This window comes from Streptomyces aureoversilis (assembly GCF_042657885.1).
Lineage (GTDB): Bacteria > Actinomycetota > Actinomycetes > Streptomycetales > Streptomycetaceae > Streptomyces > Streptomyces aureoversilis.
The window spans coordinates 1-14762 of record NZ_JBHSKJ010000027.1 but is presented as its reverse complement, the minus strand read 5'-3'; the positions used below and the strand labels follow the sequence as shown (position 1 = coordinate 14762).

Genomic DNA, 14762 nt, shown 5'->3' with positions numbered 1-14762 from the left:
CCGGAGGAACAGGGCATGGCCCGCGTCGTCGAGATGTCGTACTACCCCATCAAGGGGTGTGCCGGCGTGGCAACCCGTGAGGCTCTCCTGACGCCCGCCGGGCTCGCGCACGACCGGAGCTTCATGGTCATCAGCGACGAGGGCGTCTTCCGCTCCCAGCGCCGGGACCCTCGGCTGTCCCTGATCCGGCCTGCCGTCAGTGACGACGGCGAACGGCTCACCCTCCGCGCGCCGGACACCGAGGCCGTGGACCTGCCCGTGGACGCCTCGGGTGCCCGCCGGCCGGTCGACCTGTTCGGGACCGCCTACCAGGGGATCGACCAGGGCGACACAGCCGCCGCATGGCTCTCCGACGTGCTCCGTACCCCCAGCCGCCTGGTGCGGGTGCCGCCGGAGCACCATCGAGTGACCGACGGCAGAACGCCGGGCACCTCCGGCTACGCCGACAGCTGCGCCCTGCACGTCATCTCACGTTCCACCCTCGAACTGCTCAACCGCAAGCTGGCCGAACGCGGCACGGCGCCGCTGCCCATGAACCGCTTCCGCCCGAACATAGTGATCGACGGCTGGGCCGAGCCCCATACCGAGGACCGGGCCCACGTCCTCGGGATCGGCACGACCGAACTGGGCTACGCCAAGCTCGCCATCCGTTGTGCCGTCACCCTGGTCGAACAGGAATCGGCGCAGAAGGCGGGCCCGGAACCGCTGCGGACCCTCGCGGGCTACCGGCGCGCCTCCGAGGGCGGAGTCGCCTTCGGTACGAAGCTCGCCGTGCTCCGGCCCGGCAAGATCTCCGTGGGCGACGACGTGACCGTCACCTCGTGGGGCGAGTCCGAGCTGCACGCTCCCGCGGCCGCCTGACCGCCCTCATCCGGTCGCTCGGCATCGCACCGGGCAACTGACGCCCGGAACCGCCGAGCCCGTTCAGCCCCGGTAGGCGCGGGCGAGGGCAAGCGTGTCCTCGTAGATGCGGTAGGCGGTGATGCGCCCGTCGCGGACGGTGAAGCGTATGACGAACTCGTCGTCGTAGACCGCCCCGGTGGCGTGCATGCGAAAGACGAACCGTCCGTTCACCAGGACCTGGTCCGGGCCGAGCGCCGTCATCCCGTACAGCTCGAAGTCCTTCCGCTCCCCGGCACCGGCGAGCAGGGGGAACCACTCGCGCATCGCCGCGTGCCCGGTGCGCCGCCCCGCCCAGGGAACCAGCGCCGCGTCACCGGGGACGAACCATTCGACCTCCGGGTCGAGCAGAGCGAACACCGCGTCCATGTCGCCGTGGCCGAATGCCTCGAAGTACGCCTCGACGGTGTGGAGTGCGGCGGCCCGGACGGAGGTGGAGGTGGAGGTGGAGGTGGAAATGGAAGTGGCAGGAGCCTCGGGGTCGGCAGTCATGGGGTCAGTTTCAGTGGTCATGAGGTCAGTAGTCATGGGCTCCTCGTTTCGTTGTCGCCGTTCTGCTTGACGTGACCCACCCTGCCCGCGCACTTGTTTGCCTGCAAGGCAGTCCTGAGCAGACAATGTCTGCCCAGGAGGCATACATGGAGATCAGAGTCCTCGGTTACGTCGTCGCCGTGGCCGAAACCGGCACCCTCGTCGCCGCCGCCGAGCGTCTGCACCTCACCCAGCCGACACTCAGCCGCCAGCTGCGCGACCTCGAACGCCGCCTGGGCACCCCGCTGTTCCACCGCGAGGGCCGTCGCATGACCCCCACCCCGGCCGGCGAAGCGCTGCTCGCCCGCGCCCGGGTGATCCTCGCCGAGGCCCAGGCCGCACAGGAGGACGTGCGGCTCGCCGCGCAGGGGCTGCGCGGGCGGCTGACCATCACCTTCGCAGGGTCCGGGATCAACGGCCCGCTCGGCGCCGCCCTGCGCACCGCCCGCGAGACGCTCCCCGACGTCGAGCTCCGCCTGGTGGAGAGCTTCGACGACGCCCGGATGTCCGCCGAGGTGCTGGAAGGCCGCTGCGACCTCGCCGTGCAGCGGCTGCCCGCGCAGGACGAACGGCTCGCCGTACGCGAGTGGTGGCGCGAGCCCTTCACGCTCTTCCTTCCCTCCGCACTCCCGTTGGCCGCAGGCGACGGCGAACTGCCGCTCACCGCACTCGGCGACGTGCCCCTGGTGCTGTGGCCGCGGGAAGTCTCACCGCTGTCGTACGACGAGATCGCCGCCCTGTGCCGGCAGGCCGGGGTCGTCCCGCGGATCGCCGCCGAGGCCCGTACGGTGCAGACACTCCTGGCACTGGCCGCCGCCGGCTTCGGCGCCGCCGTGCTCGCCGACTCCTACCGGGTGCTGCACCGCACCGGCGTCACCCCGCGCCCGCTCGCCGGCGCCACCACGTCCAACTCCCTGGTCTGGCGCCGCAACACGACCAACCCGCTGGTGGCCCGCTTCCGCGAACTGATCCACCAGAGCGGCCGGTCGCGCCGGCTCCGGGATCTGAGCGACCCTTCGGCTGCATGACTGCATGACGCCCCGGTCTCCCGGCTCACGGCAGCCATCGCACCGCGGATACCTCGTGAATGTGGATGAGCACGTCGAACGCGTCGGCGAGAGAAGGAACGACCATGTGCTCGGCGGCATCGCGGGAGGGGTCGTAGACGCCACTGATGACACGGGCCTTCGCCGGGCCGTCCCACCGGCGGCGTACGGCGGCGTCGCGCAGGTCCAGCCAGTGGGCGGGGAGGTCCACCGCGCCGAGCGTTGCGTCGATCAGCTCCCCGGCCGGCTCCGGGACGACTACCGCGCCGAGGTCTCCGTGGTGGAAGCCGATCGCCACGGATACGTACTCGTCGCCGTAACGCTCGCGGAGCACACTGCCGACGGTGGGCTGCGGACCGCGCTCGGGGGCGAGGCCCAGGGTCGCCGCGGTTGCCGACGTGTGGGCGATGCCGTCCCAGTAGACGATGCGCAGGCCGGTCCGGCGCTGATGGCCGCTGATGGCATCGGCCCATACGGCGTCGTCACCCGCGTAGCTGTCCCGCCCGGCGACGCTGCGTTCGTGGAAGTCCACGATCAGACGCATCCGCGCCAGGATGTCGTCGCCATGGGCGGGGGCAGTGCCGGTCAGTGACCGGACCAGCGCGAGCGCGTCGCGGGCATGGTCGGCGAAGGGGCGTCCCGGGTGCGTTCCCCGGGCACGCTGCACATGCTCATCGATTTGGTGAGCACTGCGGATCACCTCCAGGTGCGAGGCCACCTCCGCCCACCGTTCCGGGGCCGACTCACGGACGTGGTCCAGCACGGCGTCGTAGTCCCCGAGCTGGGCCTGTGCGGGTTTCACACCGAAGATGCGGACGGGGTCGTGCGGGTGGTCCCGGTTGAACGCCCGTATCCACTCCAGCGCCGCGGCCATCTCGTGGGTACGCCAGGGCCGCCAGGCGCCCTCGAGGGCGGACTCGGCCGAACCGTCACCGGCGAGCACGTACCGGTCGAGCCGAGCGGCGACGACCGCGTTGTCCTGAACAGCCAGCGCCCGGAACCCGTGATCCTGGACCAGCCGGCGGAAGAGCTGATCCCGCACACCGAAAGTCTCCCGGGAAAAGCGAGTGGACTCCCCGATGCCGACAACGGTCGCCTTCGCAGAGATGTCCTCGGCAAGCGCATCGAGTGCATTGCCGGACAGGGGCAGCGGACGGACGTCAGCATGGCGCGGATCGGACGCGCTCACGGGCGAAGCGAAAGGACCCCCAACAGGGGCGGTGGTGTTGTTCATGCCGCCCAGGTTCGCACCTCAAGCTTGATTGAGGTCAAGGAGGCTGAGCTCTGAAGCTTCGAGAGAAGCTTGGTTCCCGGTCAGGCGCGGAAGGCGAGCCGTTTGACCTCGCGGAGGATGGGGGCGGTCTCGATGGACTGGATGCCGGGGAGCGATCCGATGCGGTGGTCGAGGTAGTCGTGGAGGTCGTGGTCGCCACGGAAGACTCCGCTGGCCACGAGGTTGTGCGGGCCGGTGGTGGCGGCCGCGAAGGCTATTTCGGGGTGGGCGGCCAGGGCGCGGCCGGCGGCCGAGACTTCGCCGGGAGCCACTCGCAGCCAGAGGTGGGTCATCAGGTGGTAGCCCAGGTGCCGGGGCGCGAAGTCCACGGAGAAGCCCAGTGCGCCCTGGGACTTGAGGTGTTCGAGGCGGCGCTGGACGCTGGAGGGCGATCGGCCGGTGGCGGCCGCCAGCTCGGGCAGGCCCGCCCGGCCGTCCTTGGCCAGCTCGGCGAGGAGAGCGCGGTCGGTGGCGTCCAGGGACAGGGGCCCGGGCCCGGGAGACTCGCGGAGCTCCGAGGCCGGCACTGGGACGCGTCCCTCCTCACCCCTACGGACCGGGCCGAACGGGCCGAACGGGATGCCGCTGGCGTACCACGTACTGGTGATGCCGGTGAAGAGGCGCAGCAGGCAGTGCGCGTCGACGCCCGTAAGGCCGGGGGTGCGGGGCAGCTTCTCCAAGAGGAGCTTGTCCCGCTCGTGCTGGGTGGAGGTGGTGAGGGCGCAGTACAGCTCGGTTCCCCCGGAGGCCAGCGAGATCCAGCTCGTGTCGGGCCGGCGGGCCAGGGCCTGGGCGACGGAGCCCGCGGAGCCGGGAGCGCAGTGGAGGCGCAGCAGCCAACGGGTCATGCCCAGCCGTGCCGGGACGGGCTGGCCGACGACGCGCAGGCCCAGCGTGCACAGCCGGCTGTAGCGGCGGGTCAGCGTGCGTTCCGAGGCGCCCAGGCGGCGCGCGATGCGGCTTAAGGCCGCACGTCCGTCGAGCTGGAGGGCCTGTAACAGCCCCAGTTCCAGAGTGTCGAAGGTGCCCGCCCCTGATCCCGACCTCGATCCCGATCCCGATCCCGATCCCGATCCCGATCCCACCACCGTGACCCCCCTCCCCTGCGTCCACGCCACCTCGTGATCTCCACGACAGGACCCGACGATAGACGGCCCGGGTCCCGACCGGGCCCGCAGCCTGACGCATTCTCCCGCCCCACCGGCCGGAATCGCCCGTTCCTCCCACTTCCCGGCGAACGGCTGGGTGGCGTCCGCCCCTCGAACGACCATGACCGGGCCGCTGCACCACCCCGGACGCGGCAAGGCCATGAGGAGGAGAGCAGCATGAGTACTTCCGCCATCCCCACGATCGACCTCTCGCTGTGGCGGAGCGGTGACCGCCGGAGCCGCGACCGTCTCGCCACCGCTGTCGACCGATCACTCGAGCGAGCGGGCTTCCTGCTCGTCACCGGCCATGGCGTCGATCCCGACCTGCCTGCCGCGATCCGCACCGCGGCCCGCGCCTTCTTCCACCAACCGGCCGACGCGAAGCTGCCGTTCCTGGCGGAAGGCGGCCAGTACGGCTGGAGCGGCCCGGGAGCGGTGGCCACCGGCCGGGCGGAAGGCCTGATCACGCCGCCCGACCTGGTGGAAACCTGGTCGACGGCCCCCGGCCCGGACGACGCCGCTGCCGGGCGCCCCGGGCCCGGACTGCTGCCGGCGAAGGCCTGGCCGTCCCGGTCTCCGGCGCTGCAGCCCCTCCTCGCGCGGTACGTACGTTCCATGCGCGCGCTCGCCGACGAACTGCTCGAACTCCTGGCTGCGGCCCTGCGCCAGCCGCTCGACTTCTTCACCCGCCACACCAGCCAACCCGACTGGACCCTGACACTCAACTGGTATCCCGCCATCACCACTGCGGGAATGCCGCGGCCGGGCCAGTTCCGTGTCGGCCCGCACACCGACTTCGGCACCGTCACCGTCCTCGACCGGCAGCCCGGCAAGGGCGGCCTGCAGATCCACACCGAGGACGACGGCTGGCAGGACGCCCCGTACGACCCCGAAGCGCTCACCGTCAACATCGGTGACCTGATGGCCCGCTGGACCGGAGACCGCTGGCGCTCCGGCCGCCACCGCGTCCTGGCCCCGCCCGCCGACGCCCCGTCCGAGGAGCTGATGTCCCTGGTCTACTTCTACGACTGCGACCCGCACACCGTCGTCGAGTCGCTCCCCGCCCCGATCGGCCGGGTACTCCACCCTCCGGTCACGGCCCGCGCCTACGTCCGGTCCAAGGTCGCCGAGATCGCCCTGAAGTGAGACACCGCCGCTGCCTCCCCGCTTCCGCGAACACGCATCGGACATACTCCCGTACGCAGGCCACGATCTCGTGGCCGGCAACTCGCGTGCGAAGTGGGGGGCTTGCAGGTGAACGATGGTGCTGTGGACGACATAGCCGTCCCGGAGCGCAGGGGCAGCAGCTGGAGTTCCGAGGAGTACGGACGGCTGGTCGACGGTATCGCCGGAGGGCTGAGCGTCGAGGAGCTGGCGGACCGGCATCAGCGCAGTGTCACCGCCATGCGCTGGGCGGCCAGGCAGCTGGTTCCGCTGGACGAGGCGGCCGATGGTGAGGCGGCCGTCGCGTGGCTGGCCGGACGGCTGGCTTCGGGGGCGTACGACTGGCAGGCGCGGCTCGCGGAGAACCGTAGGGTGCGTGCGACCGCCAGGAGGGAGCGGAAGTCGGCGGGGGAAGCGCGAGCGGCCGCCGGTCTGCGAGCCGAGCGCGGTGGCCGACGTCTGGCAGGAGGTGACCGGGCATCGTCTGTCGCCCGAGCGCCGTGCCGAGTTCCTGGCCAGGAAGCCGCTCAGGTACCTGGGCGGCTTCCCGGTCGAGGCGCTGCGGCCGGTCGCCGAGCGGTTGTGGCAGGCGGACGGCCGGCTCCTCCTGGAGGCCTGGCTGCTGGACACCGTCTGCCCGGGCTACGCGACCACCGACCTGTCCTGGGAAGCAGTGGCGGGTGACAGTGCCGGCACGGCGACCGTGCTGCGGGACCTGGTGGCCGCAGCAGTCGGCGAGCTGCGTGACGTACGAACCCACGCCGTGCTGTGCCGCCGGCTGGGGTTGGAGAACCATGAGCCGTCCACCCAGCAGGCCATCGGGCAGGAGTTCTCCCTGACGCGGCAGCGCATCAGCCAGCTGCAGGCCCGCGGCATCACCCGGATGCTCGGCAGCCGCGACCCGGCCACCGTCGCCCTGCGCGAAGCCTTGGGCGGCCTCCTCGGCCCGGAACGCGCGCATGACACTCCTGTCGCGGCGCGGCTGCCGGACGTCGTCGAGGTGGCGCTGCCCGGCGTGCCGCTGAACCCCGGTGGCCTGGTCCTGGCCCGTCTCGCCGGGTACGGCAAGGAACAGGCCCGGAGTCTGCTCCAGGAGGCCGTCAGGGCGCTTGCCGAGCGGCACAAGGAGGAACGGAAGCAGCAGAGGGTGGCCGAACGCCGGGAGCGCGCGTCACGCCGGTGGGAGGCGCTGGCCACGGCGGCCGACTGGTTCGGCGCTCCCGGTCCCGCCCCCGCCCGGGAGGAGCTGGCGGCCCGGCGCAGCGTCGGGCAGCGCGAGCACTCCGGCGTCTGGTTCAGCGGCAAGCTGGGGCGCGAAGTGCAGTACGAGTCGGTGACCGAGCTGCGGGTCGTCCAGCTCCTGGACCACGCCGACCAGGTCGCCTACTTCCAGGAGCAGCCCCTCGCCGTCGACTACACCCACGCCGGGCGGCGGCGCTCGTACTACCCCGACTTCCTGGCCGTCACCACCGACGGCCGCACCGTGCTCATCGAGGCCAAACCACGGGGCGACATCCCGCTCGCGATCAACCAGGCCAAGCACCGGGCCGCGGCCGGGCTCTGCCGCCGCAAGGGGTGGGGCCTCCTGGTCACCGACGGCGCCCGTACGCGCGCGGATCTCGCACGGCACCCGGCCGACCCGGAGCTGGAGCGCAGGATCGGTGCGGCTCTGGCCTCCGGGGAGCTGACCTGGCCGGACGTACGGGACATCGCGCACGGCATCCCCTTCACCTCCCTGGACCTCGCGGCGCTGGTGCTGCGCAACGACTGGCACTGGGAGCTCGGCCCCTACCGGCTCGCACCGTCCCCGCCTCGGCCGCTGCGCTGCGGCGGATCGGTGTCTGCGACCCTGGAAGCAGGAAGGGACGGCAGGGCCGCCGAGCGGTGAAGGAGCGAGCAGTGACCGAGCGCAAGCCCCGCGGCATGGACTTCGAATCGTGGACCGACCGCCAGATACGGGAAGCCGAGCAGCGCGGCGCCTTCAAGGACCTGCCGGGGTTCGGCAAGCCGCTGCCCGGCCTCGAACGCCCCTACGACGAAGACTGGTGGATCAAGGAGAAGATGCGGCGCGAGAAGGTCTCCTTCCTCCCGCCGTCGCTCGCCCTGCGCAAGGAGGCCGAGGACGCCCTCGCCGCGGCCGTGGAGTCCGGGACGGAGCGTGAGGCGCGCCGGATCATCGCCGAGATCAACGACAAGATCGCCGCCGCCCTCCGCATGCCCCCGCCCGGCCCACCGCTGAACCTCTCGCCCTACGACATCGAGTCCGTCCTCACGGCGTGGCGGGAGCACCGGCAGGCCCCGTCGTAGGGGCCGGGCAGTCCACCCGGCATCGGCTCCGACCGGCAGCGGCGGTACGGGGCTCCGCCGGCGCCCGGCACACCCTCCTCCCCCGGCCAAGCGCGTGGTGGCGAAACCCGGTTGCAGGCCGGAAAGCGGGCTGTCTACGGTTCGATCATGCTTCCGCCGGTGGACACAGATGAGGAGTGGGACGCGGTCGTCCCCGACGAAACGGTCATGCGGCCGGGAGCCGAGGCACTGTGCGCTCGCCTGGGCCTGGCCGGTGAGCCGCTCGCCCGCTTTCCCGACGGATCCCAGCCGGTCTACGCGGTGGGCGACGAGCACGTCCTCAAGCTGTTTCCCGGAGCCGCGGCGGAGGACGCAATCACCGAAGGCCGCGTCCTGTCGTTTCTCCAGGGGCGGCTGCCGGTGGCGACGCCGCAGGTGCGCGACTTCGGGCCGTACGAGAACGGCTGGCGGTACGTGCTGATGTCCCGGCTCCCCGGCCGGAATCTGGCTCAGGCCTGGGACGCCATCCCGCAGGCGGACCGCGAACGGCTCGTGACCGAGACCGGCGAGGCCCTCGCCGTACTCCACTCACTCGATCCCGGCCCCCTCGATGACGTCCTGGGCCCCGGGGACTGGGGAATCTTCCTGGACGGGCAGCGCGCCGGCGCCGTGGAACGGCAGCGCACACGCGGACTGCCGGAACACTGGCTGGAGCAGATACCGGACTTCCTCGCCTCCGTCCCCCTCCCCCGGGCGCCGCAGCGCTCGCTCCTCCACACGGAAGTCATGCGGCAACACCTCCTCGTCGATCCCGGCGGGTGGCGTCTGACCGGGCTCTTCGACTTCGAACCGGCCATGATCGGTGACCGCGCGTACGACTTCGTCGGCGTCGGCTTGTTCGTGACCCGAGGCGATCCGAAACTGCTGGCCCGCCTCACCGAGTCGTACGGCCGCGCCTTCGAGCCGACCGTGCTGCTCGCCCACACGCTGCTGCACGTGTACAGCAACCTCCCTTGGTACATGCGAGAACTGGGCGCACCCGCCGAGGCCACGCTTCCTTCGCTCGCTCAAGCGTGGTTCGCCACCACCTGACGCAGGCTGGTGGCGGGCGGCGCTGCGGTCCACCGCCTCCTGCAGCGGGGCAGGTTGAAGTCACCGGTCCCGCTGCTGCCCCGCGCGGGCGATCACGTCTCCGGCGGCCGCCTCGCGCTGTTCAAAAGCATCGGCCAATGCCCTCAGCACCTCGCCGTCGGCGACGTCACGCAGCAGCGGGTTCCCGAACGTCGTCGAGATTGTCCGTCCACAGCGGACAGCAAAAAGGAAAGGAGAGTACTCACACTCCTTTCCACTCTCAACGTATAGCGCACCGGGGACCTTGCGGCAAGACCCCGGCCGTGCCGCAGAATCACCGGCCGAAGCCGGAATCCACGGAAACGGGAGTCGTGAAATGCGCGTGTTGTTGTCGACGTACGGGTCGCGCGGGGACGTCGAACCGCTGGTGGGACTCGCGGTGCAATTGCGGGAACTCGGCGCCGAGGTGCGGGTGTGCGCGCCGCCGGACGAGGAGTTCGCGGAGCGGCTGGCCGGTGCCGGCGTTCCGGTGGTGCCCGTAGGCCCGTCGGCGCGCGAGCTGACGGCGGCCGCGCCGCCGCCGTCGTCCCTGCCCCGGTATGCGGCCGAGTTGATCGCCACCCAGTTCGACACGGTCACCGCGGCGGCCGAGGGATGCGACGTGCTGGTGGCGACCGGCATGTTGCCGGCCGCGGCCGGTGCGCTGTCGGTGGCCGAAAGGCTGGGCATCCGCTCCGTGTCCGTGACCTTCCAGCAGCTCGACCTGCCGTCGCCGCACCACCCGCCGATGGCGTATCCGGGACGGCCGTTCCCGCCGGACGTGACCGACAACCGGGTGCTGTGGGACCTGGACGCCGAGAGCGTCAACGCCCTCTTCGGCGAAGCGCTCAACTCGAACCGGGCGACGATCGGCCTGCCTCCGGTGGACGACGTCCGCGCCTACGTCGTCGGCCGCCGGCCGTGGCTGGCGACGGATCCGGTCCTGGACCCGTGGCAGCGGACGCCGGGGCTCGACGTCGTCCAGACCGGCGCATGGATCACGCCCGATCTCCGCCCGCTACCCGCCGGATTGACGGCCTTCCTGGAGGCCGGGCCTCCACCGGTGTACGTGGGTTTCGGCAGCATGCCCATGCACGCGTCGACGGACGTCGCCCGGGTGGCCATCGACGCGGTCCGGGCGCAGGGCCGCCGCACACTCGTCAGGCACGGCTGGGCCGGGCTGGCCCTGATCGACGACCGGGACGACTGCTTCGCCGCCGGCGAGGTCAACCATCAGACGCTGTTCGGCCGGGTCGCCGCCGTCGTGCACCACGGCGGCGCAGGCACCACGGCGACGGCCGCCCGGGCCGGCGCGCCCCAGGTCGTGGTGCCCCAGGCGGCGGACCAGCCCTACTGGGCCCGCCGCGTGGCCGACCTGGGCATCGGCGCGGCACACGACGGCCCGGCTCCGGCCTTCGAGTCCCTGTCGGCCGCGCTCAGGACGGCCCTGAGCCCCGAGACCCGAGCACGAGCGGCCTCCGTCGCCGGCCTGATCCGCACCGACGGGGCGGCGGTGGCGGCGCGACTGCTGCTCGCCACGATCAGCAGGCAGAAGCCTCCGACGCCTGCGTAGATTGGTCCCCCGAACTGACGTCTCATCACGGGGGTACCCATGAACGAGCAGATACCCGGGCCGGACGGCCGGGTGACGGCGCCGGCGGAGCGGGAGCGGCTGGGGCGCTCTGGGTGGTTCAACGACGCGAGAGGGCGCAGCCTCCTGACCGGCGTCAGCGTCTCGCAGGTCCCCGACCTCTACCTGCTCCTCGCCCTTGCGGAACGCCTCCGGGCCTGACGTGGTGTCATCCGGCCCGGAGGACATCACAGGAACAGTGGCGGAACTCCAGGCCGAGTTCGCGGTCCACGGCCTCGCTCGAGCGTGTGGCGGATTCGCTCACCTTCTCCCAGGAGCCGTACTTGACGTGCAGCTGATCCGCTGTCGGACCGAGAGGGTTGCCGTACTTCTTCTGGTTGCGCGCCTCCAGCTCCGCGACCTGTTCCGGGGTCATGCCCGCACGGACGATGTCCTTGGCGTCGTTGCGCATCTTCACCAAGGTGCGGGCGATGTTCTCCTCCGAGCTCCCCCGGGCGCGCATGGCGCATGCCTTGCGCTCCATGTCCTTCAGCAGCCGGTGATAGCGCACCCGCTGATCGCGAGTGACCTTGCGCTCCTGGGGCGTCTCCTTCCGGATCATGCACACGACCGGTTCCGGGCTGGTGCAGGGGCCGTGGTCCGGGGGCGCCTGGGACACGGGGGCGACGACGACCGAACCGCAACCGGCCGGTGTGCAAGCGGCGGGCGCGTGCGGAGCGGAGGCGGGCTGAGCCGGGGCGGGCTGGGCAGCGCCCAGCACGGCATGTGCGGCCAGCACGACAGGAACGATGCGGCGGGCCAGGGAGCGCAGAGGATGCGGAGGACTCAGTGACATGGGCCCATCGTCGGAAAGGGCGCCCGTGTCCGTGGGCACGGCGGGCCCGCAATGACCCGTGCGAGTACGGGATCCACTCGATGGGTGCAACGGACGCGCAGGGGGCGTCGGCTGCCCGGTTCGGGTGAACGGGGCGGGAGAGGCCGATCGGGCTGACTATCAGCTATCACACTGGCACCAGGAAGCGACGACGCGATCGACGGATGACGAATACTGGAGGGCCACGCGCCATGCACGGCATCACCAAGAAGATCTTCTCCGGAATCGGAGCAATGGCTGCGGCGCTTGGTTGCGTCATCGCCGCAGGACCGCCTGCAGCGGCTGCGGGCAAGTGGTGCAACCACTCGGTCTGCATCGAGACCTACGACACGGGCACCTACCTGGGCCGGGTGGAGGTGTCCGTCACCAACACCAACCAGCCGAACCGCATCCGTGCCCGCGTGTGGACCACCAACGGCTGGAGCGCCGGCACCAAGACCGAAGACGTCGCGAAGTTCAGGACGTACCGGGACCAGGCGTACCCCCAGCGTCACTTCCCGCCGGGCACCCGGCTGTGTGCGGAAGGGTTCCGCGGCGGCGCCAGCGTAGGACTCCCCTGCACCACCATCACCAATTGAGCTCCCGGGCCGGCGGCGCGTACGGCCTGCCGCAGAAGTACTGGTTGAGCGCGTCCAGCCCGGCGTAGACGATGTCCTCCACCCCGGGGTCGTTGCGCTGGACATTGATCGAGAGGGTCATCCGGCGCTCCCCGTCGCGGTCGGCGAAGGCGAAGGTCTCGTAGCCGGGAATCGAACCGGTCCCGCCCCACATCTCGCCGCAGGTCAGTCCGGCCGACTCCAGCCCGAGACCGTAGTGCGGGAAGACCGGGGCGTGCTGCGTGGCCACACCGGTGCGCATCTGCTCCAGCGACGCCGGCCGGACCAGCCGCCCGCCGAAGAGGGCCCGGTAGAAACGGTTGACGTCCCGGGCGTCCGACACCAGCCCGTAGGCGGCCCAGGCGAAGGAGGGGTTGATCTCCGTGATCGGCCGCAACGCGCCCGGGGCCTGCGGATCGGTGCCCTTGGGCAGGTAGTAGCCGGTGGCGTGCGGCCCGTTCAGCTCCGGGTCGGTCAGCGGCAGGAACGTCCTGGTCATGCCGGCGGGCTCCAGCACCTGGCGCCGGAGCTCGTCCGCGAGCGGGTGGCCGGTGACCTTCTCGATCAGCATGCCGAGCACGAAGTAGCCGGTGTTGGAGTACGTGAACGGCGGTCCGGGCTCGTGCTTCGCGCCCAGGCCGTCCGCCAGGGCCACGAGCTGTTCCGGCCGGTACGTGCGCTTGCCGTAGACCGCCGGGTCGTTGAACTCCTCGTGCTCGATGTAGTCGGCCAGCCCACCGGTGTGGTTGAGCAACTGGCGGACGGTGATGCGGTCGGCCCCGCCGACCACCCCGGGAAGCCGGTCCCCGACCGGGCGGTCGAGCTCCAGTTGCCCCGCCTCGGCCAGCCGCATCACCGTGGTCGCCACCACCCCCTTGGTGAGGCTCGCGATACGGAACTGCGCGTCGTGCGGAACCTCGCCTCCCGTCCGCAGGTCGGCGACACCGCTGGTGACGGTCCAGGAGCCCGTGCTGTCGTCAACCCGTGCCAGGACACCGGGAGCACCGGCCCTCACCATGGCGTCCAGTGCCTTCTGCACCTCGGCGCGAGTGTCCGCCCCGGCCCGCGGTGGCCGCGCCGAGAGCGCGGTGGGCTCCGGGCGTGCGAACGCGTTCGGTACCGGCCCGCCGACCAGTAGTGCGGTGACCGCACCCACCCCCGCGATCGCTCTCGCCGCCACCCGGTGTCTGCCGTACCCGCTGCGCCTCATGCCCAGTCCTCCGCCCCTGGCTCCTGCGTCGTCTCCGCGCCGCTTCGGCCGGAGACACTGCAACGACCCCGATCGTCCCGCAGGTTGAGGCGCGAGGTCATCAGACCGAACGGGTATTGAAGGTCATCCGAAGTGTTCAGCACGCGTCATCCCGCAGGCGGAAGCCGGCGCCCGGGTGCGTCATTCGTCTGTCACGGCGAAGACTCCTGACGGGAACAGAGAAAGGCCGCGCGCCCGACGGGAAGTCGAAGGGCGCGCGGCCTGCCACAGGTGTGGATACCCCTGTGGCCCTCGGCGGCTGGAACCGGGGCTTACTTGTTGATCAGGGTGTTGCCGTGGCTGAGGTTGCCGACGCCGACCACGGAGACCACGTTGCCGCCGACGTTCGGGGAGACGCGCGGGGCGACCTGCACCACGTTTCCGGCGGCCACACCCGGGGAGTTCTCCGTGCTGCCGACGGCCTGACCGTGCGCGCTCGCGGCGCCGGCACCGGCGCCGAGGGCAGCGGCGGCGAGAGCGGTCACGGCGGCGGCGTTGCGGATGCTCATAGCTTCTCCAAAAGGTGGAAGGGGGAAGTAAGCCAGGTAAAAGCTCTGGCAAGGAAGAGTCTTGCGTAGGAAAAACCGCTGGCACTACCAATGGCCTGTATGTTCATCCTCCTCCGTGACCGCGTCCCCGGCATTGACCCCCTACGGGTACGGCCCTCCAACCACCTGACGAACATGCGTGGTTGAGTGATGCGTGCGATGGACACACGCATCAGGGGCGGTGGCACCCCGTGGTGGGGGTGCCACCGCCCCTGCGATGGCTTTCCGGCCCTTCGAAGACCGGTGCTCTCTGCCTGATCAGTAGGCGGAGTTGACGTTGTCCATCGAGCCGTACTTGTCGGCGGCGTAGTTGCACGCGGCGGTGATGTTGGCGACCGGGTCGTAGATGTCCCAGGACGTGCCCTCGACGTGGTACGCCTTGAACGTCGGGTCGATCATCTGCAGCAGACCCTTCGACGGCACACCATTGGCAGCGTTGATGTCCC

Annotated in this window: 16 protein-coding genes; 9 read left to right on the top strand and 7 right to left on the bottom strand. The window is 71.2% G+C overall.

From position 1 onward, the window contains the following. The first annotated feature begins 15 nt into the window (after positions 1–15). On the top strand, positions 16–861 hold the full coding sequence (locus tag ACFPP6_RS32850; RefSeq protein ID WP_382050075.1) for an MOSC domain-containing protein: 846 nt from the start codon (positions 16–18) through the stop codon (positions 859–861). 63 nt (positions 862–924) lie between these two features. On the opposite strand, the gene ACFPP6_RS32845 is transcribed toward ACFPP6_RS32850, so the two are convergent. Beyond that, a complete protein-coding gene (locus tag ACFPP6_RS32845; RefSeq protein WP_382050073.1) occupies positions 925–1392 on the bottom strand; it encodes a nuclear transport factor 2 family protein in 468 nt (155 codons plus the stop codon). 146 nt (positions 1393–1538) lie between these two features. Between ACFPP6_RS32845 and ACFPP6_RS32840 the strand changes: the two genes are divergently transcribed. Further along, entirely contained in the window at positions 1539–2459 is a 921-nt protein-coding gene (locus tag ACFPP6_RS32840; RefSeq protein WP_382050071.1) for a LysR family transcriptional regulator, read from the top strand. Between the two features lie 25 nt (positions 2460–2484). Here the strand turns inward: ACFPP6_RS32840 and ACFPP6_RS32835 are convergent, their stop codons facing one another. Continuing rightward, positions 2485–3711, bottom strand: coding sequence for an erythromycin esterase family protein (locus ACFPP6_RS32835; protein WP_382050069.1), 1227 nt, complete (start codon positions 3709–3711; stop codon positions 2485–2487). 80 nt (positions 3712–3791) lie between these two features. Beyond that, on the bottom strand, positions 3792–4838 hold the full coding sequence (locus tag ACFPP6_RS32830; protein WP_382050067.1) for an Lrp/AsnC family transcriptional regulator: 1047 nt from the start codon (positions 4836–4838) through the stop codon (positions 3792–3794). Between the two features lie 237 nt (positions 4839–5075). Between ACFPP6_RS32830 and ACFPP6_RS32825 the strand changes: the two genes are divergently transcribed. From ACFPP6_RS32825 to ACFPP6_RS32800, 6 genes are all read left to right on the top strand, one after another. Further along, positions 5076–6044 carry an isopenicillin N synthase family dioxygenase gene (locus ACFPP6_RS32825; RefSeq protein ID WP_382050065.1) on the top strand — a complete coding sequence of 323 codons (969 nt, stop codon included), beginning with the start codon at positions 5076–5078 and terminating at the stop codon, positions 6042–6044. A 394-nt stretch (positions 6045–6438) separates the two neighbouring features. Beyond that, positions 6439–7950 carry a TnsA endonuclease N-terminal domain-containing protein gene (locus tag ACFPP6_RS32820; protein WP_382050063.1) on the top strand — a complete coding sequence of 504 codons (1512 nt, stop codon included), beginning with the start codon at positions 6439–6441 and terminating at the stop codon, positions 7948–7950. A gap of 11 nt (positions 7951–7961) precedes the next feature. After that, complete coding sequence (locus ACFPP6_RS32815; RefSeq protein WP_382050061.1) at positions 7962–8369, top strand: DnaJ family domain-containing protein; 408 nt, start codon at positions 7962–7964, stop codon at positions 8367–8369. Between the two features lie 147 nt (positions 8370–8516). Then, complete coding sequence (locus tag ACFPP6_RS32810) at positions 8517–9440, top strand: aminoglycoside phosphotransferase family protein (protein ID WP_382050059.1); 924 nt, start codon at positions 8517–8519, stop codon at positions 9438–9440. Between the two features lie 355 nt (positions 9441–9795). After that, a complete protein-coding gene (locus tag ACFPP6_RS32805; RefSeq protein WP_382050057.1) occupies positions 9796–11031 on the top strand; it encodes a glycosyltransferase in 1236 nt (411 codons plus the stop codon). Between the two features lie 39 nt (positions 11032–11070). Next, a complete protein-coding gene (locus ACFPP6_RS32800; RefSeq protein ID WP_382050055.1) occupies positions 11071–11250 on the top strand; it encodes a hypothetical protein in 180 nt (59 codons plus the stop codon). Between the two features lie 7 nt (positions 11251–11257). Here ACFPP6_RS32800 and ACFPP6_RS32795 read toward each other — a convergent pair whose 3' ends face one another. Next, the gene (locus ACFPP6_RS32795) at positions 11258–11884 is read right to left on the bottom strand and encodes a hypothetical protein (RefSeq protein ID WP_382050053.1); all 627 of its coding nucleotides are present in this window, start codon (positions 11882–11884) and stop codon (positions 11258–11260) included. A 230-nt stretch (positions 11885–12114) separates the two neighbouring features. On the opposite strand from ACFPP6_RS32795, the gene ACFPP6_RS32790 reads away from it, so the two are divergent. Then, positions 12115–12501, top strand: a complete 387-nt coding sequence (locus ACFPP6_RS32790; RefSeq protein ID WP_382050051.1) for a hypothetical protein — start codon at positions 12115–12117, stop codon at positions 12499–12501. Here ACFPP6_RS32790 and ACFPP6_RS32785 read toward each other — a convergent pair. The 3 genes from ACFPP6_RS32785 to ACFPP6_RS32775 form a co-directional block, all read right to left on the bottom strand. Continuing rightward, positions 12491–13729, bottom strand: coding sequence for a serine hydrolase domain-containing protein (locus ACFPP6_RS32785; RefSeq protein ID WP_382050050.1), 1239 nt, complete (start codon positions 13727–13729; stop codon positions 12491–12493). The genes ACFPP6_RS32790 and ACFPP6_RS32785 overlap by 11 nt on opposite strands. A 311-nt stretch (positions 13730–14040) precedes the next feature. Next, positions 14041–14277, bottom strand: a complete 237-nt coding sequence (locus tag ACFPP6_RS32780; RefSeq protein ID WP_382050048.1) for a chaplin family protein — start codon at positions 14275–14277, stop codon at positions 14041–14043. A 297-nt stretch (positions 14278–14574) separates the two neighbouring features. After that, on the bottom strand, positions 14575–14762 hold a 188-nt coding region (locus ACFPP6_RS32775), incomplete at its 5' end, for a transglycosylase SLT domain-containing protein (RefSeq protein WP_382050046.1).

Excerpts from the sequence above, each read along its gene's own strand:
- ACFPP6_RS32785 (WP_382050050.1), bottom strand. The coding sequence starts at position 13,729 with ATGAGGCGCAGCGGGTACGGCAGACACCGGGTGGCGGCGAGAGCGATC.
- ACFPP6_RS32795 (WP_382050053.1), bottom strand. The coding sequence starts at position 11,884 with ATGTCACTGAGTCCTCCGCATCCTCTGCGCTCCCTGGCCCGCCGCATC.
- ACFPP6_RS32845 (WP_382050073.1), bottom strand. The coding sequence starts at position 1,392 with ATGACTGCCGACCCCGAGGCTCCTGCCACTTCCATTTCCACCTCCACC.
- ACFPP6_RS32810 (WP_382050059.1), top strand. The coding sequence starts at position 8,517 with ATGCTTCCGCCGGTGGACACAGATGAGGAGTGGGACGCGGTCGTCCCC.
- ACFPP6_RS32850 (WP_382050075.1), top strand. The coding sequence starts at position 16 with ATGGCCCGCGTCGTCGAGATGTCGTACTACCCCATCAAGGGGTGTGCC.
- ACFPP6_RS32805 (WP_382050057.1), top strand. The coding sequence starts at position 9,796 with ATGCGCGTGTTGTTGTCGACGTACGGGTCGCGCGGGGACGTCGAACCG.
- ACFPP6_RS32780 (WP_382050048.1), bottom strand. The coding sequence starts at position 14,277 with ATGAGCATCCGCAACGCCGCCGCCGTGACCGCTCTCGCCGCCGCTGCC.
- ACFPP6_RS32790 (WP_382050051.1), top strand. The coding sequence starts at position 12,115 with ATGCACGGCATCACCAAGAAGATCTTCTCCGGAATCGGAGCAATGGCT.
- ACFPP6_RS32840 (WP_382050071.1), top strand. The coding sequence starts at position 1,539 with ATGGAGATCAGAGTCCTCGGTTACGTCGTCGCCGTGGCCGAAACCGGC.
- ACFPP6_RS32825 (WP_382050065.1), top strand. The coding sequence starts at position 5,076 with ATGAGTACTTCCGCCATCCCCACGATCGACCTCTCGCTGTGGCGGAGC.
- ACFPP6_RS32835 (WP_382050069.1), bottom strand. The coding sequence starts at position 3,711 with ATGAACAACACCACCGCCCCTGTTGGGGGTCCTTTCGCTTCGCCCGTG.
- ACFPP6_RS32800 (WP_382050055.1), top strand. The coding sequence starts at position 11,071 with ATGAACGAGCAGATACCCGGGCCGGACGGCCGGGTGACGGCGCCGGCG.